A 22,470-nucleotide genomic window follows, 5' to 3' on the forward strand; every position below is an offset into this window, starting at 1 on the left:
GATCAGGCATCTGGCCGGTGACGCATGAAAGCATCACGGATGTTTTCTTTCAATTGTGCGTCTTCCCAGGGTTTGGTCAGGAACTTGAAGATTTCGCCGCGATTCACGCCTTCGGCGATAGGTACCAGATCGGAATAGCCTGACAAGATAATGCGTATGGTATCTGGATACAGCTCTTTGACGATGCGCAAAAACTCGGTCCCGACCATACCGGGCATGCGTTGATCAGAAATGATGACCTGCACCGGGTTGACAGCCAGCAGGTCCAGCCCCTGCTGACCACTGGTTGCAGTCAGGATGTGGTAACCCTCGCCACGCAGCAAGCGTTTGAGTGCGGAACCGATATTCGGTTCGTCATCAACGATCAGCAGGGTCTTGGTGCCATCAACAACTTCTTTTGGTGGCAACAGGCGTTTGCCCTCGCGCAGCATGGCGGCGAAGTCCTCGGCAGGTACCGGGCGACTGAAATAATAGCCTTGTATTTCATCGCAACGCAGCCTGCGCAGTAATTGTAATTGCCCTTCGGTTTCTACGCCTTCTGCCACGACACGCAAATTCAGGCTGTGTGCCATGGCTATCACTGCGGTGGTGATGGCGGCATCGCCAGGATTATTGGTAACGTCAATGATGAAGGCGCGGTCGATCTTGACGAAGTCAAACGGAAAGCGCTTTAAGTAAGCCAGTGAAGAATAGCCTGTACCAAAATCATCCAGGGACAATTGCATACCCATGGTTTTGATGGCTTTCAGCGTTTGCGCGGCTTCTTCCGGGTTGCCCATGACAACAGACTCGGTGAGTTCAAATTCGATATGATGCTGTTCGAGCCCGTGGCTATTGATGGCATCCTGGATGATGTCGAGGATTTTGCCATTCTTAAACTGCACGGCAGACAGGTTGACTGCGACCGGGACAATCTCTATTTGCTGCTCGCGCCAGGCGGCCTGCTGCGCGCACACTGCCTTGATAGCCCATTCACCTATCTGTACGATCAAGCCTGTATCTTCTGCTACCGGAATAAAGTCGCCCGGGTAAATCAGGCCACGTTCTGGATGTTGCCAGCGTATCAGGGCTTCTGCACTGACTATATGTCCGTTTAGCAGATCGACACGCGGCTGGAAATACATGACGAACTGGTTATTACTCAAGGCTGTGCGGAGTTCATTTTCCAGCAGCATCTTGGCTGCCAGCGCGGCATTCATCAGTGGTGCATAAAACAGGTAACGCTCGCCAGATGTCTTTGCGTTTTTTAGCGCTACTTCGGCATGCTTGTACAAGGTTTCAGTATCCGCGCCATCATCAGGGTAAAGTGCCAGGCCTGCAGTGACAGAGACGCGAGCTGGCTGATGGTCCAGCAAGAAATCTTCAGCAAAGGTGCTGAAGACATTATGCTCAAGTATGGAAGCTGCATCCCCACCTTGTACCAGATTAGCCAGACCAATCGCAAAGGTATCACCGGCAATGCGGGCCAGGGTATAAGGCTCTTGCAAGGATGCTTGCAGCCGCCCCGCAATCTGTATCAGCAAGTTGTCACCGGCGTGGCGGCCAAGAGCATCGTTGAGTTGCGAAAACCGGTCCAGATTCAACAGGATGATGGCCGCCTTGTTAGGTTCCTGCGTGCCAGAATGCATTAGCTGCGTCAGTCTGTCATTGAACAAACGGCTATTTGGCAGGCCTGTCAGCTTGTCGTAAAACGCGAGATAACTAAGTTGCTCTTCCTTATCAATAAATTGCAGGGCGAATGAAAGATCACCAGCCAGTTCATTGAGGAGTTTTATTTCGCCTTCGTCGAAAAAATCAATGGTGCCGGCAAACAATGTCAGCACAGCTACGACCCGGTTCTCTGTGACCAACGGCAAACAAGCCAGGGCAAGATGTCCCTGTGCCAGTAATTCGTCTTTGAAATTCGCCAGTGCAGGATCTTCCTGCACATTGTTGCAGATAAGCATACGCATTTCGCGCACTGCGATATCTGATGGCATATTGTTGTCTGATGCTTTGGCTAAAGCCTTCAGGCTGAGCTGTGCTGCGAGGTCGGACGCATTGCTGTATAAGGCAACAACAGGATCACTGCGTTTGTGCACGTCGGTACTTGCGACCCAGGCCATGCCAAAAGCCCCTTCGTGTACCGCAACCCTGCAGGTTTCCTGAAACAGTTCCATGCGATTGTGGGTGCGCACGATGGCAGAGTTAATGCCGGACAGCACTGCATAAATGCGGCTTAGCCTGGCTATTTTTTCTTGCTGGGATTTTTGTTCGGTAATATCTTGTATGGTATTAAACCATCTTGTCTTGCCGTGAACTACGCCATCTTCCAGCAAAGGTTCCATCACTTGCTTGAGCTGTACCAGATTGCCATCACCGCGCCACACCCGGTATTCGATTTCCACCCGGCTCACTAGTCTGCCTGCCTGTATGCAGGCATTACGGAATTTGTTACGGTCATCCTGATGAATGATATCCAGCCAGAGCCGGGTATCAGGTGGCATGCCACTATTATCCACACCGATAAGTATGGGCAGCGTATCTGACCAACGTTCAAAAGCTCCGTCAGGGCCGGTAATGACGTGCGCGGTCTTGTTCATCAATTGCGCGCGACGCAGACCCGCCTCGCTCTCCTGCAAACGGGCATTGGCATGCTTGCGGGATTCTTCACGCCCTATGTATTGAAATGAAAAAGCAACATCGGCGGCAAGTTCAGTCAATAGTTTTTGCTCTGAGTCATCGAAAGAATGAGGAGTATCAGCAAACAAGACCAGTACGCCAACGGGACGTTTATCCACGTGCAAGGGAAAGGCTGCCATGGACCCAAGCTGGCCCTCAATAAACCTGCCGTCAGGAATAAACATGCCGGGTGCTTCAAGTCTGTCGTTATAGATGGCTGGCAAGCCTGTGCGTACGGCCACCATCGCTGGCGATGCTGCCATGTCAATACCAAAGTTCAGGCCTGCAGAACCAATTTCAGGGGAAATATCACCGGCCCAGGCCACTACACTGCCATCAAGCGTGTCCGGATCAATAATAGCGATGTAGGCGGCAAGAAATTCAGCTTCTTCAGTGGCAATCCGGCAGGTATCCTGAAACAGGGCGGCACGGTCACGGGTGCGGACAATAAGGTAATTGATACGGCTGAGTACAGCGTAAATCCGGCTGAGGCGGCTTACTTTGTCTTGTGCATGCAAGCGCTCGGTGACATCATGTGCCAGCACAAATTTGCACAAGCGCCCTTCAAAATGGAGTGGATGTGAAGTAATTTCGACATTGATGATGCTGCCATCTTTCTTTTTATGCAGCCAGATACCGGATTTTTCAAAAGCTGTGGCTGTTTTCTGCTGCAAATTCTGCAGTAACCTCTCCTTTTCATAGGGTGGCCTGATCGCTTCTATGGTCATGGCCTGGAATTCGGCTTTAGTGTAACCATAATGCTCAATTGCCGCTGTATTGACGGTCAGAAAAGCGAGCGTCTGCAAGTCGTACACCCACATCGGTATCGGGTGGGCCTGAAATAACTCTATGAATGAAGTATTGTCTTTATTCATCGTGGTTCCGCCGAAATAGCCTGTCGCTATTGTCGGAAGTAAAGAAACTGTTATTTACCTGCTGATCAGGCCTCATTTATCTACGCCCTAGCAATAAAAGATTATTAGCTTCATAGCTGTATTCATACAATCAGGCTTAATTAATATTACACTATCGACACACTTCTGCCGATTTATTAATGAATGTTTCATTTTGTGGGCAATTCACAGCGATCCTGAAAAAATATAAAAACTTTTAACCCCTTTTGTTTTTCTGCTCCGTTTAATGATCATGACCCTCATGTTTACGGAGAAGAAAATGAAAAAATGGATATCAATACTGGCTAGCCTGGTATTAGCCAGCATCACAGGCGTGGCTAGCGCCGGGCAGTTGGCTGCCGTCAGCATCATCAATCAAAGCACAGGTGAACGCCTGCCCATCTGGCGGCATCAGGGTAACAATTATGTCGTTGGCAAGCCAGGTGAGCGTTATGCGGTAGAAGTCAGGAACAAGACTGGCGAAAGGATTTTGTCTGTCTTGTCCGTCGATGGTGTCAATGCACTGACTGGCAGCACGGCAGCGCCAACGCAGTCTGGCTATGTTTTGAGTGCCTGGCAGCCCATGGAAATCAAGGGCTGGCGCAAGAATATGGATGAAGTGGCAGCCTTTTATTTCACGCAACTGTCTGATTCTTATGCGGCGCGCACAGGGCGGCCAGACAATGTTGGTGTCATCGGTGTTGCACTGTTCAGGGAATATGTGGCTCCTGTCGCTATCATGGAACCAGAGTATGAACGCAGGGCCCAGACATCTCCAGCTCCTGCAGCACCAATGGCGAGTAACCAGGCCAAGGGCGCCATCGCAGCAGACAAGGCAGAATCCAGGATAGGTACTGGCCACGGCGAGCGCATCAACAGCACGGTAAGATCAACTGACTTCCAGCGCGCCAGTTCACAGGCAGATGAAATCATCAGCATACGCTATGACAGCTATGCCAATCTGGTGGCTCGCGGCATTATTCCCCGCAACCGCGACGTATATCCTGCACAGCCTAATCCCTTCCCCGGCGGCTTTGTGCCTGATCCCGGCCACTACCGTTAAATAATCTGAATTAACTATGTTCACACGTCAGAGCTGCCTCTGACGTGTGAAAGAACACGCCCTTACAGCATCCTTTTGGAGACTACCATGATAAAAAAGCCCAGTACCTTATTATTGACATTGATGCTCAGTGCCTGCCAGATCAGCAATGTTGCTGAACAAGATCCCGGTCATGTGACCGAGCTACCGAGACAAGCCGGGCCTCTTGAAGCAGACAGTGAGGTCACAGATGCAAAAGACAGCACGGATGTGACAAAGCTCACCCGTAAAGCCGTGCAAGCGCCAGTCGTCGCCGAACCTGCCCCTGCTGCTGCCAGCCGTGACAACACCGTGCACGGCAAAGATCTGCCGGCTTTGATTAACAGCTATTTTGATGGCAATGCTGGGCAGCAGATGTTGATACAGGTAGATAAACCTTTGTACAAACCGGGCGAAACCATCTGGTTCAAAACCTGGGCTTTAATGAAAAAAACACTGGCTTCAGCAGACACGGCTGCCATCACCATGGAATTGATTTCCCCCAAGGGCAGCAGCGTCATGAGCAAGCGCCTGCAAGTCACTGCGGGTAGTGCAGCAAATGACTTTATCATCCCGCCAGAAGCACAAGGTGGCGAATATACTTTGCGTGCCAGTACAGGTGAAGGGCAAAGAGTTGAGCGCAGTATCATTGTCTCGGCTTATGAAGCACCGCGCATGAAAAAGAAACTGGAATTCGTCAAGAAATCTTATGGTGCAGGTGAGCAGGTCAGCGTCACCATAGAAGTCAAACGCCCAACGGGCGAAGCACTGGCGGGCAAGCAACTGATTGCTATCGCCACGGTTGATGGTGTCGAGCTGCCGCGTGTCAAAGCCAGTACCAATGCCAGCGGTGATGCCCTGGTCAAATTTGATCTGCCCAAAAATATAGAGTCGGGCGAAGGCTTGCTGACGATACTGGTAGAAGACGGTGGTATCACTGAATCGATTTCCAAATCCATCCCTATCTTGCAGAAAAAACTCTCGCTGGATTTCTTCCCTGAAGGCGGCAAGATGGTAGCAGGCTTGCCCAGCCGTTTGTACTTTGAAGCAAAAAACAAGCAAGGCAAGCCGGCAGATGTAGAGGGCCGCCTGGTCGATGATCTGGGCAATGCTGTTGCCCGCTTCGCTACCTACAAAAATGGTTTGGGCAGGATCAATTTCACGCCTGCCACTGGCCGCAGTTATCGTGCCGAGATCAGCAAACCAGATACCGTGACTGAGACTTATGCCCTGCCGCTGGTGGAAGAAAAAGGCTGTGTCTTGCGTAATTATGATGACCTTGATGGTCAGGAAAAAGCTTTGCGCGTTGGAGTGCAATGCACGGACAAGCAAAAAGTCGTGGTGGCTGCCACCGTGCGCGAAAACGTTTTTGATGTCGGTGCTATTGAAGCGGGTAGCGACAAACCGGCAGTGATTTACCTTAAGGCCAAGGACGCAGCGATACAGAATGCCGCTGGCGTCGCCAGGGTCACGCTGTTTGATCAGAATCTCAATCCGCTTGCAGAACGCCTGGTATTCCGCAACCGTCGCCAACGCCTGGATGTCAAGGTGGAAGCCGACAAAAAATCTTATACACCACGCGGCCAGGTGGCCTTGAATATCACCACCAAGGACAGTAGCGGCAAAGCCGTACCTGCCGAACTGACACTGGCAGTGGTGGATGACACGGTGCTCTCCTTTGCCGATGACAAGAGTGCCCACCTGCTGTCGCGCCTGATGCTGGAAACAGAATTGCCAGGCAAGATAGAGGAACCGAATTTTTATACTGACCTGACAGAAGAAAAAAGCGCACTGGCACTGGACATGCTGATGGGTACGCGTGGCTATCGCCGTTTTGAATGGCAGCCTGTACTGAATGCTGATTTTTCTGTCCGTACCGTTGCTGGCGGGAGGATAAACCGTAGAGAAGACAATATGCGTGTCCTGGCAGCACCGGCCCCACCCATGATGGCAATGGCACCACCGCCAAAGGTAATGGCACCAGCAGCTATGGAATTGAAAAAAATGGCTCCCCCTATGCTTGAAGCCATGCCTGTCATTGCCGCAGATGCCGTCAGACCACGCGAAGTCAAGGGTGAAATTCTTGCGCGTCCCGTCTTCAAGGCAGATATGGCAAATGGCCTGGTCGCCGAGGAAAAATTCATGGCAGCTCAAGCTGCAAAAGAAATCGCTGTCGACAAGGACTTTGCCCGCGCTGCCGCTAAAGTAGAGGAGAGGGATGCCAGGCAACAAGGCTGGGCTGCGGTACGCGTCTTCCCTGTGCCTGCATTCAAGCCCAACTACGCTGGTCCGCGTGATGATTATCGTGAAACCGTCATGTGGGCACCTAAAGTGCAAACCGACAAGCAGGGCAAGGCGACGGTGAAGTTTACCTTGTCTGATGCGGTGACATCTTTCCGCGTTTCGACTGAGGGTATCAGTGCCACTGGTGCGGGCCTGGCAGGTCGTGACGAGACTGTTATCAAGTCTTCGTTGCCATTTTCTTTATCAGCCAAGTTGCCGCTGGAAATATCGGCAGGTGACAAACCATTGATCCCGGTGACGCTCAGCAATGACAGTGAGCAAGCCCTGGACGTGGCACTGGATGCGAATTTTGGCAGCTTGCTGAAAGCGACAAATAGTAAAGGCAAGGATGACAGGCTGGCTGCGGGACAACGCAAGAGCATGTTCATCCCGCTGGAAGTGACAGGCATGCGCGGGCAATCTGAAGTGCAGTTGTCCGCCAGGGCATCAGGCCTGAAGGATGAAGTCTTGCGCAGCATACCGGTGGTGGCACCTGGCTTTCCACAACTGGCAGAAAAATCCGGGCAAATCAAGGGGCAGGCAAGTTATGAAGTTGACTTGAGCAAGGCCAGCAAAGGTAGCGTACAAGCCAGCATCAAGGTATACACCTCGTCATTGTCCACGATGATATCGGGTCTGGAAGGCATGCTGCGCGAACCTTATGGCTGCTTTGAACAAACCTCGTCCACCAATTACCCGAACGTGATGATCATGCAATACCTGAAGCAGCATGATGTGGCAGACACCGCTTTGCTGGAACGCACAGGTAAATTGCTGGATAGCGGTTACAAGAAACTGACTGGTTTTGAATCGCCGAAAAAAGGCTATGAATGGTTTGGCGGTGACCCCGGGCATGAAGCACTGACAGCCTACGGCCTGCTGGAATTTGCTGACATGAAACCTATCTATGGTGAAGTCGACAAGGCCATGATGACACGCACTGCAGCATGGCTGAAATCCAGGCGTGATGGCAGTGGCGGTTATCAGAAAGATGCCAAGGCGCTTGACACCTTTGGACGTGCTGCCCCTGCTGTGACTGATGCCTATATCACGTGGGCGCTGGTTAGCGCCGGTGAAACCGGGTTGGACAAAGAGATAGGAAAATCAGTCACACTGGCTGAGAACACCCAGGATGCCTATCAACTGGCCTTGGCAGTTGGCAGCATGCTGGAAGGCAATGGCAAAGCAGCTGTACCAGAAAAAACCCGCAAGGCTGCGGTAGAAAAACTGGCGAATATGCAGGCTGCATCAGGCGCATGGACGAATGCTGATCACTCCATCACCCGCAGTGGTGGCAGCAATCTGCATATAGAAACGACTTCGCTGGCAATACTGGCCATGCTGAAATCTGGTGACCATCTGGAGCAGGCACGCAAGGGCATCAACTGGCTGCAAAACAACCGTAGCGGCTTTGGCCAATGGGGTGCAACGCAGGCAACTGTGCTGGCCTTGAAAGCCATGATCGCTTATGACAATGCCACCCGCGTTGCGCCCAAGCCTGGCAAAGTCAGTTTGCTGGTCGATGGTGTCGTGGTCAGCGAACAAAGTTATGAAGCAGGCCGTCGTGACGCGATCTTGTTCACGGACTTTGACAAGGCACTGGCACCGGGCAAACATATCATCACTCTGAAATCGCAAAACAACGATGCCCTGCCTTACTCAATCGCTGTCGAATATCGCACTACCGAACCGGCATCATCCAGGACTGCCGTAGTTGATTTGCAAACCCGTCTGGCCAAGTCTGAATTGAAAATGGGTGAAACCGTCAGGCTGGATGCAGTCATCAGCAACAAGACTCAGGCCGGTCAACCGATGAGCCTGGTGCGTCTGGGCTTGCCTGGTGGCTTGACTTTCCAGAACTGGCAGCTCAAGGAATTGCGTGAAAAAGGCCAGATCGCTTTCTTTGAAACCCGCGCCCGTGAAGTGATACTTTACTTCCGCGACATGAAGCCTGGTGAAGTCAAGAAACTGGGTATAGACCTGGTGGCAAGCGTGCCAGGCAGTTATAGCGGCCCGGCATCATCCGCCTACCTGTACTACAACGATACGGACAAGACGTGGACCAGTCCACTGAACATCAATATCACACCCTGAGTACTCTGAGCAATAAGGGGGACAAGGTGCAGCACTTTTTGATCAGGAAATATGCTGAGGGGAAAGTGCTGTACCTGGCATTCATCTATAAACATTTACCGGCATGGCAGATCAGAAATTTTGTTGGCGGCAGTGGGATTTCCGGTAAACTAGGGGACATGATCCCCCAACCTGACACCGATGAAGCTTTGATGCTGCTGTATTGCAAAGGCGACCTGCTCGCCTTCAAGGAGCTGTATCAGCGACATAGTCATGGTTTGTATCGTTTTATCAGCTGGCGTTCACCCCGCCGCGAATGGGTCGATGAAATCGTGCAGGACAGCTGGGCAGCCCTGCATACGGCCAGGACCAGCTACACGCCCTTGGCGGGCTTTCGCACTTATCTTTACCAGATTGCCCGCAACCGCCTGATTGACTTATTACGGCAAAAAGAAAGCCAGCTCATCCAGGAAAATGACGATACTGAGTTGAATGGCACAGCCAGTAGTGCGGACATTGCCCATGATGGCTTGTCACCAGAAGCAGCGCTGGACAAGAAGCAGCAAAACGACAGGCTGCACGCAGCCATCCGTGTCTTGCCGAATGACCAGAAAGAAGCATTGGTCTTACAACAATTTAACGGACTCAGCCTGGAAGAAATTGCCACGGTGACTGCAGTACCGGTAGAAACTGTCAAAAGCAGATTACGCTATGCAATGCAAAAACTACGCTCCCAATTGCATAGCCAGACGAAGCAAGGTGAGCCAGCATGAGCGATAAAGACATCAAGGATAGCAACAACGATTTGGCAGATGCCGAATTTGATGCCTTTTTACAAGGTGGGGATGAACTCGCCCTCTTGCTGCAAGATCTGCCACAAGATACACCATCGGCTGAACTGGACGCCGCCATCATGGCTGACGCTGAAGCAGCCCTGGCTATGGCAGGCGCAACTACGCCGGCAGTTGTAGCTGCCAATGATGCCAACAATCCTGATGCATCACCCCATCACCCTTCCTTCTTATGGCGCTGGAAAACGCCACTCGGCCTTGCCGCCAGTGTTTTGCTTGCGGTCCCCTTGTTCCTGCTGCGACAAGAACATGAAGAGGAAATTGCAGCAGCCAATACCAGGCAGGCTGAAGAGAAAGTCATTTATCCGCAAGAAGTGAAGAATGGCGAGATTGCAGCGGCCGCGTCTGCGAACATGCCGCCAGTTGCCGCCATTCCGCCTGTAATATCCGCACCTCAGGCAGATGCTGCGGGCAAGATTGCGGCCAGGGACTATGCAATAGAGCCCAAGGCCAAGGCAGAGCGCAGAGCGGATGCGGAGATGAAATCAGCCCCCGTTGCTGCCGCTGCCCCGCCCCGGGAAGCATCTGCTTACGCACCACCAGCAACTGCCATGCCCGCCAACCCAGCACCAGCCGCTGCGGCACCTGCACCGGTACAGCTTGCCGAGGCCCCGCCATCAGCGCCAAAAGCAATTGCCGGAGGTATGGCCAACGAGAAAATGCCAGAAGTAGTACGGCACGCAGAAGCAGAACGTGCCAGAAACACGGAATCATTCAAAATCGCCGCCAAGGAAGAAGCGCCAAGGCAGCTTGCCAAAGAAGCTGAAGCTGATAGCCGCCTGCAAGCTCCTGCGCCACCTCTTGCCAGGGCAGCGTCGCCCCTGATGGCGAAAAGCGCACCTGCTGCTGCAACGTCGGCACCGTTGGCCAAGCCAGCCATGGACAGCATGAATGCTGACAAAAAGGCGGACGTGCAAGCCGATAAGCAAGCCCGTGTTGCTGCACAACCAGTCCAGACCCTGGCTGCCGTACCACCTGTACAGGCACCAGATGCCCCGGACTGGCAGGCAAAAATAGAAAAACTGCTCAAGGAAAAACAAAACCATGAAGCACTGGAAGAGTGGAAAAAATTCCGCGCAGTCTATCCAGATTTTGTAGTCGATAAATCCTTGCAAAAGAAAATCGAGGCGCTGCAAAAATAAAAAGGATCAATGGCATGCCATTGATCCTCATACTCACCTGGGCCTATGTTCGATACGGCCAGACGATATAGCTATCTGAAACAGCTTACTGGCGAAAAGTACTGGCCGGTATTGATACCGGACCACTGCCACAGGCAGGAACATTGATGACACGGTTTGCCCCCACTTCCCATGCCAGGGGTTTGACGCCCTGGGTAATGTACTTGTATTCATAAGTAGTGCTGGCATTGAGGTTGCGCGACACCGTCCACAAGGGCCAGAGATTGCCTGACAGCCTGGTGGCAGTTGCAGTATTCCAGTTGCCCAGTTCTGCCCCGCTGCCAGTGACATACACATCCTGCCCCACCACCGTATTGTTATTGGTGACCTGGAAGTTTACCTGTACCTGACAGGCACCCGCCAGAGTTTTTGCACTGGCCGCAATGCTGCTGGCTGACACATTATTGGCATTATCCACCGCTGCGATGGTATAGCTGTAGGTGGTAGCAGGTAACAAGCCGCTGTCAACAAAACTGGTGCTGGCGCTGAACACGAGACTCCCACCATTGCGTGCAACGTTATAACCCTTTACGCCACTGCCACCGGCATTGTCGGTAGCCGCACTCCAGCTCAGGTTGATGCTGCTACTGCTGGTAGCAGTTGCCGTCAGACCACCAGGAACAGATGGTGCGGTAATGTCATTCGAGGCAGCGCCCAGCTTCTGGTTGATGTGCAAAGCTACTGCAGGTACCGTGCTGCCACCATTTGCGGGTATGCTGAGAGTGACCATGCCATTGGCAGCAACCACCACCGCATCTGCCGTACAAGCGGTCTTGCCAGCGTTGGCTACACCATGCACGACATTGCAGTAAGTACCTGCAGGCAGCAAGGTCTGGAAGCTTTGGTTCCATGCACTGAACTCGTTATTGATGGCGACAAAACCTTTGCTGCCACGGTTAAAGGCGATCTGGTTGCCGCTGCCGCTGGTAAAATTATCGACACCCTGGCCCGATGTCACCGCACGAAAAGCTACCATATTGGCGATGTCAGCCCAGCGATGGATGAAATCCCATTGCTGGTTGATCAGTGGATTGCCATTCGCATCAAAGGGGCTGGCGGTTGGTGCGTCGGCATTGGTGTCCGTGAAGATAAAACCGGAATGCACTTGCGCCTCACCATAAGGCCAGGCCAGCATGAAGATGTTCGCCAGATCATAGCGCTTGCTACCCTGTGTATCATTGGTCGCACCGCTGCGGTTACTGGCGTTCATGGAATCGCCATTGCGCTCAGTATCCCAGTTGTTCACAAACACGGTGGCCTTGCTGCTGTCCGTGAAAAAGCCCCAGGTTCCACCCCAGTTACCGGGCGTGCCCATGATGCTGCGCATTTGCGAAATGCTGGCACCGTTGAGGTTGCGGAAGGTTTCTTTCATCGCCGTTGCATACTTGAATTCATTGATAGTGCCTATGCTCAGGTAAGAATTACGGTCTACTGAGCCATCGGTAATGATTTCTTGCGTGATCCACAGAGGCTCGCCAGAATTGGTAGTGTGCGTTACGCCATTCACGATGGTCTGCAGATCTGTCTGGCGTATGTGCTTGGCCGCATCGAAGCGAAAGCCATCTATACCCATGCCTATCAGGCTGGTCAGATAACTCCTGATCTGGCCTTGTACATAGCTGGCACCCGTATCCAGATCAGGCAGGCCGACCAGGCGGCACTGGGTGACGGCATTGCGGTTATTACTGTAATCACTGCCCTGGATATCGCAGGCAGGATGGAAATCATTGGCACTGAAACGCGGATAACTGCTGGCAGCCACCCAGCCTGCACCGCCAGTAGAAGTACCACTTCCCGCTGCCAGATGATTGACGACGATGTCGGCATATACACGTACACCTGCAGCGTGACAGGTATTGATCATGGCTTGCAGCTCTGCTGCTGTGCCCATCTTGCTAGTCAGATTGGTGTAGTCAACTGGCTGATAAATATCCCACCAGTTGTTGCCACGATTGGCTGAACTGGGTGGGGATATCTGCACACCACCATAGCCTTGCGGGCCAAGAAAATTGCTGCATTCTTTTGCGATATCGCTCCACTTCCAGTGAAACATCTGCACCGAAGTGTCACGCGGATTAAAGGCTAGCGCAGGTGCACTTGCTGCCACCAGCATCAAACCAGCCACACCACAAAAGAATGCTTTATGTAATGTGCCCCTGATACCGCCTCTGCTGCCGCCTTTACTACTTTCCTTGCTTAGATTTTGATTCATATTGTCCCCTCACTTTTTGCCTTGGCAAACTCAAACCCAAAGGATTTGAACTGCCCCCAATTTCATGCAGGTCGATTCAAGCATCGCCTCAACAGCCCCAAACTCACCGCCCGTCTTACCCGGCGGCACCGTCAATGGCAATCCACGGTGGAAAAACCACCTTACCTGCAAGGCATATCCGGACTTAGCGGTCTTTAGTGCCACATAAGTTTTTGATAAGCTTAAAAATTGTGCAGTAGTTTTAATACAAAAACTATTAATATATAAATATATTCATGCTGTTGTGCAGCACAAAATCTTTAAGGAAATTAGCAATTCACTCATAGAAATCATTAAAATCATGCTCATGCACGGTTGTTGATACACAACAATACATATTAAGTAATTTGACTACATTTTATTTTGTAGTGGAATGAGACATGCAAATATAGGTGCCTGGCAGACCGCGCCTATATATACGAGGTCGAAAAATCTGCTCAAAACCTTTTGTAGAAATCAGGCACATCAAAATCACAATGCCAATTGACGGCTCAGCAGGCAAATGAGATGAGATTGGGACTGGCTTTTCATAGTGCAACCTGGGCATGCAAGCGCCTCTACATATGCGAGGCAACGAACTCCACATTTGCATGCGTCGCAAAAAAACATCATAAATTTGAATAAATTCGTCATGCCATGCTTGTTTTTATAAAAAAGCTGTGGCAAGATACGTACATCAACCAAGCAACACCACACAATTTAGGAATGATCGTGAAAACAACTTTGACACAACAACTGATACAAAACTTGCGCAAGACAGCGCGGGCTTTGGCGTCGGTTGCCAAAGTTGAAGGCGCAGCAGTTGGCACATGGAATGGCTATGAAGCCTCGTATCGTACGAATACAGATACACGCACAACTAAAGATACAGATAGTGAGATGTTCAATGATGTCAGCCCAATTAATTTTGCGGCCACATGGTTTAACAACACAAGCATTCGAGGGGAAACCCTGAAGGTCACAGGCGGCAGTTAAAGCCACCCAAGACCCTAGCGCTGAAAAGCCCGGATGCCCTGAAAAGCTCCGGGCTTTTTGATTTTTTGGTGTCGTTTTTTTATTTTAGATTTTGGGTTTGCTTGCAGTATTCAAGGCAAACCACAGCAGTTAAATTCGCCAACTCGGCCCGCCAACGCGGTCGTGACCGGACAACACCGGATCATAGAAGCTCTTTAACAATTTGGGAAGTTCAACAGTTTTATCCCAAGGGCAGGAAAGCCTGCTTTTGGGGTAAGACTGAATACAAAAACTCGTTTCATCATTGAAGATGAAACACGTTTATATGCGGGTGTAGCTCAAAGGTAGAGCTGAAGCCTTCCAAGCTTAAGATAAGGGTTCAATTCCCTTCTCCCGCTCCATCATGAAAGTGACTTTATTAGTACTTACTATTGCCGAGGTTTTTTTCATGATGTCTTTGTCGTCTAATGGAGAGGACAGCTGACTTTCTATCAGCGAATGGCGGTTCGATTCCGCTCAAAGACTCCAGTATCAACAGTTTTACGGATGGTTACCCAACCGGTAAGGGATGCGACTGTAAATCGCAAGAGCGCCCGCTCATAGGTAGTTCGATTCCATCACCATCCACCATTTTTTGTGTCTCAAGCTAACCAGGTGAAAGCGCCGTTTTGAAGAATCGGAGAGCGTGGATCGTTACCACGGGGACGCACCAGAAATCATAGTAGTACTTAAGTACAAGCACAGTATCTTTATCTATTACGGGGGTGTAGCTCAGTTGGGAGAGCGCCTGCTTTGCATGCAGTATGTCGTCGGTTCGATTCCGTCCACCTCCACCATTTTTTTCATTTCAACAACAGGAGTAAGTCATGAAGCGAAAGACCAGGCATCGTCAGATGCCACACTTCACCATCACGCGGGATGTAGCTCAAAGGTAGAGCATTCGGCTTTTAACCGAACGGCGAGAGTTCGATTCTCTCTATCCCGACCACCAAGAATATCGATTAAAGCGTAGTCGTTTCAACCGATGTTTTTTGAACGCATTTCTTCAACAGCGAGAGATGCATTTTAGTTTAATTCCCCGATAGCTCAGTCGGCAGAGCGGCGTACTGTTAATGCGCATGTCCCTGGTTCGAATCCAGGTCGAGGAGCCACAACGTCCCTTTAGCTCAGTGGGAGAGCAACCGGCTCATAACCGGTGAGTCGCTGGTTCAAAACCAGCAAGGGGCACCATTTTATCTTTACTTGCATAGCTCAATTGGTCAGAGCGTTGCCTTGATAAGGCAGAGGCTGGTGGTTCAACTCCATCTGCAAGTACCAGTTCCCTAAACAGGAATTACGAAAAACTGTTCCAGCAAGGCGTCAACGACGAAGACAGTACTTTAGTACGCGGCTCCTAGGAGAGGAGTTGCAACGCAGCTGGGGCAGTTTTTCGTAAGTCCTGTATATCTCAGTAGCTCAATTGGCAGAGTCGCGGTCTCCAAAACCGAAGGTTGCAGGTTCAAGTCCTGCCTGGGATGCCAAACATTTTTCTCGCCTTAGCTCAGTTGGAAGAGCGCAACAATACGAATGTTGAGGCCGCAGGTTCGACCCCTGCAGGCGGGTCCAGTTTTACCGTGTGATCATGTGATCCCCGCTACCTCACCAGTGAGATGTGCAGACGCACATGCGCGGTATTTTTTATTAGGACTTACGCAAAACCGCCCCAACTGCGTTGCAGCTCCTCTCCTAGGAGCCGCGTACTAAAGTACTGTCGTCGTCGCTACGGTGCAGTCGGGGTTTCAGACTATACATTGTCTGCCGACGGAACGAACCTCCCTTCCCAGGGAGGTTTCCTTGGCGATAGCCTTGCTGGAACAATTTTGCGTAAGTCCTGTCAGCAAAGGAAGATTCGCATAATGGTATTGCACCGGCTTGCTAACCCGGCATGGTTCTCCCGAGCCTGTGTGCGTTCGAGTCGCACATCTTCCGCCAGTTTTTTGCCTCATTAACTCAATGGTAGAGTCCCCGCCTGTCTAGCGGGTTGCCAGCGGTTCGATTCCGCTATGGGGCGCCAGTTTTGCCGGTTTAGCTCAGTTGGTAGAGCAACTGATTTGTAATCAGTGGGTCGCGGGTTCGAGTCCTGCAGCCGGCACCAAAAATTTTGGAAATGATATCTTTTCTTAAATCTCTTCAAATTACTTACAGAGACCAATACAAATTCGAATAAAGAAGTAAATCTCGCACGGCATTTACTTTTAAAGCAACGTCCAAATCATTGACTGCGCCCTCAAGACCCAATGAATCAGTGCTCATACAATTAATCTGCCTATACATTTGAGAAGTGAAAATGTGCATCAGAAGAACGGCATCCGGCAACATGTATTGTTAAAATTATCTTTATTTCATAAAGATTAACAAATTATTATTTTAATAATGTTATTATTTTAAGTAAATTTACTTCGCCTACTTATGTGCTCAAGGTTTTATGTACGATAAAAGAAAGGTCTACCCATGACAATTCCAAAAGAACACGCCGGTCGATTTGTTTATCATTTCACTCACATCGACAATTTGCCAGGATTATTAAAAACAGGCTTTCTCGCAAATAATCATATTGACTTTCCAAAAGAATCACATCGATCAGTCGCTGCACAAGGAATTCAAGAACGTAGATCAAAAATGCTAATTGAATGCGGAACTGGCGGATGCGTGCATGACTATGTACCACTTTACTTTGGTGCACGTAGTCCTATGCTCCTTAGTGTAATCAACGTTAAGAATGTAGATCAAATGGAAATTTTGTATTTTGAATTTCCAATTTCTTTAGTGACCCGCGAAGATGTTATTTTTTCAGATGCTTCGGCAAATACTGTTATCCCGCCAAACTTCTACGCAGATCCAAATGATCTCCACAAGCTGAATTGGGAAGCGATAGATTCAAAAGCCTGGGGCAGCCAAGACGATACTTATAAGCATAGTCGCATGGCTGAAATGCTTGTATACAATAACTTACCACTAATGCAGGCAGTACGATGCGTAGTTTGGAATGATGAGATTAAAATTCGTGTAGAGAAAATTGTTGCTACAATTGGCGCCAATTTTCCACCAATTGAATTTGAATCTCAAACAAGGCGACATTGGTTCACAAATTTTCAAGAAAACAAACGCACAAGTGTCGTCGCTGGCCCTCGTGAAATTGCGATGGATTACGAAACAGCATGTGAAGCCATAAGCGAAGAGCTTGGTAAACATGAAGATACCGCTGATTTTGAAGATATACAAAGTTTGCTTGAGGGGTTAAAGAAGAATTTTGGATGCTTACCACATACAGCGGAACTAGTAAACCTAAGGTCTGAAAATGGCATTCATAAAAAAACCGTTGATAAACATACTCAAGATGTTGTTGCAAATCTGCTGACCCTCGACGAATTTAGTGCCCTTAATGAGAGGCAGAAACTATTGGCTCAACTAGCGGCATACCTACATGATATTGGCAAAGGTCCACGATCACGCTGGGACAAGAATGGCGGACTTCAAAAGGTAGATCCAAACCATCCCGTCGGAGCAATGCCAATGATGGTCGAAATATTAACAAATCATGTTGGTAAAATATCTCAAAAAAATGCGGAAATACTTACCAAATTAGTTTGCTACCACGATCTCGTTGGTGACGTGATTGGAAAAGGACGCGACGAAAATCAGATCATTTCGGTTGTGAAAGATAAAAGTGAGCTTGATATGCTATTTGCATTATGTCGGGCTGATGCAACAGCTTTAGTTGAGCAGTGGTGGGACGAAGAAAACGCCGAAGCACTTTATAATCGTTGCCTTTCATTAATAGAAGAATCATAAAAAGGAACCACTTACAAAATGATTGAGTTTGTAAAAGGCGACATGTTTGGGATACAGGCAGATATTCGGGTCAATACTGTAAATTGTGTTGGTGTAATGGGTGCGGGGGTTGCCTTGGCATTTAAACATCGTTACCCAGATATGTTCAAAGAATACAAACTTGCCTGCAAGAATAACTTTGTAAAGCCTGGCAAACTACATATATGGCGTTCGCTAATTGGAGATTGGGTAGTTAATTTCCCAACAAAACGTGATTGGCGCGATCCTTCTCGATATGAAGATATAGAATCGGGCCTTGATGCACTTTATGAGTATCTTAAACCGCTAGGTAATGTTAACGTGACATTGCCTGCGTTAGGTTGTGGCCACGGAGGTTTAGATTGGAATAGAGTCTCACAAATGATAGAACATAAATTGTCTGATCTTTCAGCCAGTATTTATGTCTTTGCACCACTAGATTCACGTGCGGCAGGTCAACAAACAAAAATTACACCTACCGAAGATGAAATTCTTGCTGCTTCTGATTTAGGATTTATTGGTGTCGAATCAAAAAAAATTGGTGATTATAGATCGCAAGATACGCTTTTTGTGAAAGGAGATATTAGTCTCTTGAAAAAAAGCTGGATTTTACTAATTCCGTCACGGGAACCATCCGATAGAGAATTACAAGCAATTAACGTAGTTGCAGCTGAAATAGCAGCTCACAATCTAGACATAACTCTTGCACTTTTGCACGCAAACATTTCTACTGAAAAGATTGCAAGTATTTGCAATGACAATGGAGTAAATGTTGTGCTCTTGCTTCCTTTCGGGGTTTTAACTCGTAAGTCAATTATGCAGCATGTAACGATTGTAAAAAATGCATCGACAACACTTTTATCCCTAACTTCACCGTCTCGGAAATGGAGTCAGGTGTTAGTTTCACAATCCATGGCTTTACTTAAAGAGCGAGCGACATCAATTCTTCTGTCTGATCCAAATCTTGAATGGCTCAAGAAATATAAAGACTCAAAATGGCAAGCGCTTACCAAGTTCTACCTACGCTACGGTGAGCTTTCCGAAGAACTCTTCACCTTAACTGCGCGTGAAAATGTCCATTCGATCAAGAGACGGCCTTCTGATGGAACTCCCAACTTAAACAGCTTAATTTCCTCATTTCAGCAAGCAGATAGTACGACTCTTGGTGAAGACAACACCAGTATAAGTGGTTTGAGCATCGGTTCGCTATCGACTGGCCAAGGACTCGACGAAGATTATCAAGTAAAAATTAATCTTTGGGATTTCCCAGAAAGCTGTTGGTTTGATTTATTTACTTTAGTTATTAAAGAACAACCAGTTTCCGTGTCGATTGCGCTTCAATTCGCAAACACTGTGCACGCAACAGAATTGAAAGAACAACTTTCTTTGATACGTAGTAACTATTCAGCAGTTGTAAACATTCCTGACTTGCTGCATAGTGCAAGGGATGATAAAAATTCCCGACCTAAGAGAGCTAAGTAACGAGCAAAAAGATGTGCTCATTGTGGAATTAATTAGCACGCTCAATGCGATGACAGTGCGCATCAATGCCTTGGAAGCGAGATTGATTAAAGACAGCCACAATTCCAGCAAGCCACCGTCAACAGATGGATTGCAACGCAAGCCGAAATCCTTGCGCCAGACAGGAGGCAAGGTAGGCGGGCAACCGGGACATCCAGGTAAAACACTCAAGCGCCTGGCCTATTGTGACCATACTGTCGTTCATCCCATTGCAACGCGCTGTGATGCCTGTGGAAATCACATCCCACTTGATGACATTTCCCTCTCGGCCGAAACACGGCAAGTCATTGACTTACCTCCCATACGGCTAGAAGTCACCCACCGCACATCGCGTCGAAGTCGCCCTTCGTCGTTGCGGCAAGCTTCATACGGGGGTGTTTCCTGCTGACCTGACACAAGCAGCGCAATATGGCGCACAGGTCAAAGCGGCGACTGTTTATCTGACGCAGTATCAGCAGTTACCTGTTGACCGGACAGCGCAGGCATTACATGATTTATTCGGATTGAACCTGAGTACCGGGACGCTTCAAAATCATATCAACGAGGGCGCTAAAAGATTACTGCCGATGGTCGGACGTATTAACCGGGCGATACAAATCGCACCTGTTGTCCATTTCGACGAAACCAGCATGCATGTCGGACGTACACAGCAATGGTTGCATAGTGCATCGACGGTAACACTGACCTGGTATGGGGCCCACCTCAAACGAGGGAAAGAAGCCCTGGACAGCTTTGGTATTCTCCCCGTATTTGCGGGAGTGGCAGTACATGATGGCTGGAAACCTTATGCCCACTATACCTGCCTGCATGCGTTGTGCAATGCACATCATTTGCGGGAATTGATCTTCATTGAAGAAACGACCAAACAGCCCTGGGCAAAGGAGATGATCGATTTGCTGCGTGCAGCAAAAAAAGAAACCGATCATAGCCTGGCGATGGGCAAGCAAAGCCTTGAACAGACACGCACCGCTCATTATCTGAGTCGTTATCAGATATTGCTCAACCAGGCGTGGAAACTCAATCCAAAACAAGAACGAGACCCCACGCGTATCGATACGCGTGGGTGTATCAAACAAACATTTACCTACAATCTGTTGGCACGCCTGGCTCGATACTCTGATGATGTCTGGCGGTTCATGACGGATCACCGTGTACCGTTCGACAATAACCGTGCCGAACGTGATATCCGTATGCCCAAGCTAAAGCAGAAAATATCCGGTTGTTTCCGTACCGCGCATGGCTTTACCGCCTTCTGCACTATCCGTTCTTACCTTGCTACTTTACGCAAACAAGAACAGCCTTTGTTCAAGGCCCTTGTACTCTCATTCTCTGGCAACGTCCCTCAGCCATGCTTGGGTGCTGAATAGTTACGATACGTAAATGAATCATTGAGTCTATGAATTAAAGCTGCTTTTACATATTTTTATAAGTCAACGTTCTCTATTGATAATCAAAAGTATCGTGCCACCAGGTATTTCGAAAGTTTATCTGTCTGATGGCATATATCAATACGCGTCAGTAGCTCAAAGGATAGAGCCCCGGTCTTCTACACCGATTGTTGCAGGTTCAAGTCCTGCCTGACGCTCCATCTTTGATCGCCACACACAGACCCGTTTCGGCCTTGCCGATTCGTGGCGATCAATCCCCATCTCCACCTCAACGTTCAGATTCGAGATTTAGTTCAGTTGGCAGAACATTCGCTTCATATGCGAACGGTCGCTGGTTCAAATCCAGCAATCTCGACCACTATTCTATATTTCCCAATCCCCTCTTCACTCTATTCAAATACAATTGCTGTCGTCTTAAATGCGCATACAAAAATAAAAAAGGAATTCTCATGAGAAAATTAGTCACTATCAGAACAGTTAACAACATCAGGCCTATTCCTGATGCTGACGCCATCGAATGCGCCAGCGTGGATGGTTGGTCTGTGGTCGTCAAGAAAAATGAATTTCAGGTTGGTGATGCCTGTGTCTATTTTGAGATCGATTCCTTTTTGCCTCTGAGCGATGTACGTTTTTCCTTTCTGGAAAAAAGCAAAATTATCTGGAATGAAAAAACCGGGATAAGGCTGCGCACGATCAAACTGCGTGGCCAGATTTCACAGGGCATGATACTACCGCTGAATCAGTTCCCAGAATTGATTGAACTTACTGATGACGGCAACGCAGATTTTAGCCAGGTATTGGGTATAGAAAAATGGGAACCAGTCATTCCAGCCTCATTGTCTGGTGAAGTAGAAGGCGCTTTTCCTGAATACATACGCAAGACCGATCAAGAGCGTATACAGAATCTGACGGAAGTCTTGCGCACTCAGACACGGGAAGAATTTGAAGTCACGATCAAGCTCGATGGTTCCAGCATGACAGTCTTTCACAAGGATGGCGTATCTGGTGTTTGCGGCAGGAACTGGTGGATCAGGGAATCTGAAGCCAATAGTCTTTGGCGCGTAGCAAAACAAAATCAGATGCTGACGGCTCTGACTGCCTATGGCCGCAATCTTGCACTGCAAGGTGAAATCATCGGTGAAGGCATACAGGGTAATCCTGAGAAAATGCGGGGCCAGGATTTTTACCTGTTCGATATTTTTGACATAGCCGCGGGCAGGTATCTGGGCAGGGCAGAACGTCAGGAAGTACTGACCAGACTGCGCGCCCTGGGTGCTATTGTGCATGAGGTGCCGTGGCTGGAAAACATGACCCTGGAACGCTTTGCTGGCGATGTGAATAAAGTGCTTGATTATGCTGAGGGCGGATCGCTGAACCCGGCCACAGCCAGGGAGGGCGTGGTCTTCAAGCGTCTGGATGGTAGCATGTCGTTCAAGGCGATTTCAAACACATATTTGCTGAAACACGGAGACAGGTAGGAAGAT

12 protein-coding genes and 15 tRNA genes are annotated in these 22,470 nt (G+C 49.2%); 25 read left to right on the plus strand and 2 right to left on the minus strand.

Annotated features, from left to right (window positions below):
• Window positions 1-2 precede the first annotated feature (2 nt).
• Entirely contained in the window at window positions 3-3,536 is a 3,534-nt protein-coding gene (locus tag AC3WQT_RS11110; protein ID WP_492703938.1) for an EAL domain-containing protein, read from the minus strand.
• Window positions 3,537-3,834: 298 nt separating this feature from the next.
• Here AC3WQT_RS11110 and AC3WQT_RS11115 point away from each other — a divergent pair, with 298 nt between their 5' ends.
• From AC3WQT_RS11115 to AC3WQT_RS11130, 4 genes are all read left to right on the plus strand, one after another.
• The gene (locus tag AC3WQT_RS11115) at window positions 3,835-4,617 is read left to right on the plus strand and encodes a hypothetical protein (protein WP_492703939.1); all 783 of its coding nucleotides are present in this window, start codon (window positions 3,835-3,837) and stop codon (window positions 4,615-4,617) included.
• Between the two features lie 87 nt (window positions 4,618-4,704).
• The gene (locus AC3WQT_RS11120) at window positions 4,705-9,012 is read left to right on the plus strand and encodes an MG2 domain-containing protein (protein WP_492703940.1); all 4,308 of its coding nucleotides are present in this window, start codon (window positions 4,705-4,707) and stop codon (window positions 9,010-9,012) included.
• Complete coding sequence (locus tag AC3WQT_RS11125) at window positions 8,976-9,764, plus strand: sigma-70 family RNA polymerase sigma factor (protein WP_492703941.1); 789 nt, start codon at window positions 8,976-8,978, stop codon at window positions 9,762-9,764. The genes AC3WQT_RS11120 and AC3WQT_RS11125 overlap by 37 nt, the downstream gene beginning before the upstream one ends.
• Window positions 9,761-10,984 (plus strand): hypothetical protein, encoded by a 1,224-nt coding sequence (locus tag AC3WQT_RS11130; RefSeq protein ID WP_492703942.1) that lies wholly within the window; start codon window positions 9,761-9,763, stop codon window positions 10,982-10,984. The genes AC3WQT_RS11125 and AC3WQT_RS11130 overlap by 4 nt, the downstream gene beginning before the upstream one ends.
• A gap of 85 nt (window positions 10,985-11,069) precedes the next feature.
• Here the strand turns inward: AC3WQT_RS11130 and AC3WQT_RS11135 are convergent, their stop codons facing one another.
• On the minus strand, window positions 11,070-13,235 hold the full coding sequence (locus tag AC3WQT_RS11135; protein WP_492703943.1) for a carbohydrate-binding module family 20 domain-containing protein: 2,166 nt from the start codon (window positions 13,233-13,235) through the stop codon (window positions 11,070-11,072).
• Between the two features lie 750 nt (window positions 13,236-13,985).
• Between AC3WQT_RS11135 and AC3WQT_RS11140 the strand changes: the two genes are divergently transcribed.
• The 21 genes from AC3WQT_RS11140 (at window position 13,986) to AC3WQT_RS11240 (ending at window position 22,464) form a co-directional block, all read left to right on the plus strand.
• Window positions 13,986-14,249 carry a hypothetical protein gene (locus tag AC3WQT_RS11140; RefSeq protein WP_492703944.1) on the plus strand — a complete coding sequence of 88 codons (264 nt, stop codon included), beginning with the start codon at window positions 13,986-13,988 and terminating at the stop codon, window positions 14,247-14,249.
• Between the two features lie 306 nt (window positions 14,250-14,555).
• Window positions 14,556-14,629: transfer RNA gene (locus AC3WQT_RS11145), tRNA-Gly, on the plus strand.
• 52 nt (window positions 14,630-14,681) lie between these two features.
• Window positions 14,682-14,756, plus strand: a tRNA-Glu gene (locus AC3WQT_RS11150).
• 16 nt (window positions 14,757-14,772) lie between these two features.
• Window positions 14,773-14,858: transfer RNA gene (locus AC3WQT_RS11155), tRNA-Tyr, on the plus strand.
• A gap of 130 nt (window positions 14,859-14,988) precedes the next feature.
• Window positions 14,989-15,064, plus strand: a tRNA-Ala gene (locus tag AC3WQT_RS11160).
• Window positions 15,065-15,142: 78 nt separating this feature from the next.
• Window positions 15,143-15,216: transfer RNA gene (locus tag AC3WQT_RS11165), tRNA-Lys, on the plus strand.
• Between the two features lie 87 nt (window positions 15,217-15,303).
• Window positions 15,304-15,379: transfer RNA gene (locus tag AC3WQT_RS11170), tRNA-Asn, on the plus strand.
• A 4-nt stretch (window positions 15,380-15,383) separates the two neighbouring features.
• Window positions 15,384-15,458 (plus strand) — tRNA-Ile (locus AC3WQT_RS11175).
• 10 nt (window positions 15,459-15,468) lie between these two features.
• Window positions 15,469-15,545, plus strand: a tRNA-Ile gene (locus AC3WQT_RS11180).
• Window positions 15,546-15,672: 127 nt separating this feature from the next.
• Window positions 15,673-15,748: transfer RNA gene (locus tag AC3WQT_RS11185), tRNA-Trp, on the plus strand.
• A 9-nt stretch (window positions 15,749-15,757) separates the two neighbouring features.
• Window positions 15,758-15,833, plus strand: a tRNA-Arg gene (locus AC3WQT_RS11190).
• Between the two features lie 276 nt (window positions 15,834-16,109).
• Window positions 16,110-16,199 (plus strand) — tRNA-Ser (locus AC3WQT_RS11195).
• 7 nt (window positions 16,200-16,206) lie between these two features.
• A tRNA-Asp gene (locus AC3WQT_RS11200) sits at window positions 16,207-16,281 on the plus strand.
• A 5-nt stretch (window positions 16,282-16,286) separates the two neighbouring features.
• Window positions 16,287-16,362 (plus strand) — tRNA-Thr (locus tag AC3WQT_RS11205).
• 356 nt (window positions 16,363-16,718) lie between these two features.
• The gene (locus AC3WQT_RS11210) at window positions 16,719-18,059 is read left to right on the plus strand and encodes a DUF4433 domain-containing protein (protein WP_492703945.1); all 1,341 of its coding nucleotides are present in this window, start codon (window positions 16,719-16,721) and stop codon (window positions 18,057-18,059) included.
• 18 nt (window positions 18,060-18,077) lie between these two features.
• The gene (locus AC3WQT_RS11215; protein ID WP_492703946.1) at window positions 18,078-19,559 is read left to right on the plus strand and encodes a macro domain-containing protein; all 1,482 of its coding nucleotides are present in this window, start codon (window positions 18,078-18,080) and stop codon (window positions 19,557-19,559) included.
• Complete coding sequence (locus tag AC3WQT_RS11220; protein ID WP_492703947.1) at window positions 19,525-19,986, plus strand: DUF6444 domain-containing protein; 462 nt, start codon at window positions 19,525-19,527, stop codon at window positions 19,984-19,986. Before AC3WQT_RS11215 ends, AC3WQT_RS11220 begins: the two co-directional genes overlap by 35 nt.
• A complete protein-coding gene (gene tnpC / locus AC3WQT_RS11225; RefSeq protein ID WP_492703948.1) occupies window positions 19,973-20,965 on the plus strand; it encodes an IS66 family transposase in 993 nt (330 codons plus the stop codon). The genes AC3WQT_RS11220 and tnpC overlap by 14 nt, the downstream gene beginning before the upstream one ends.
• Before the next feature lie 145 nt (window positions 20,966-21,110).
• Window positions 21,111-21,186 (plus strand) — tRNA-Arg (locus AC3WQT_RS11230).
• A gap of 82 nt (window positions 21,187-21,268) precedes the next feature.
• Window positions 21,269-21,344, plus strand: a tRNA-Met gene (locus AC3WQT_RS11235).
• Window positions 21,345-21,435: 91 nt separating this feature from the next.
• Window positions 21,436-22,464 carry an RNA ligase (ATP) gene (locus tag AC3WQT_RS11240; RefSeq protein WP_492703949.1) on the plus strand — a complete coding sequence of 343 codons (1,029 nt, stop codon included), beginning with the start codon at window positions 21,436-21,438 and terminating at the stop codon, window positions 22,462-22,464.
• Window positions 22,465-22,470 lie beyond the last annotated feature (6 nt).

The organism is Undibacterium sp. FW305-107, assembly GCF_058788535.1.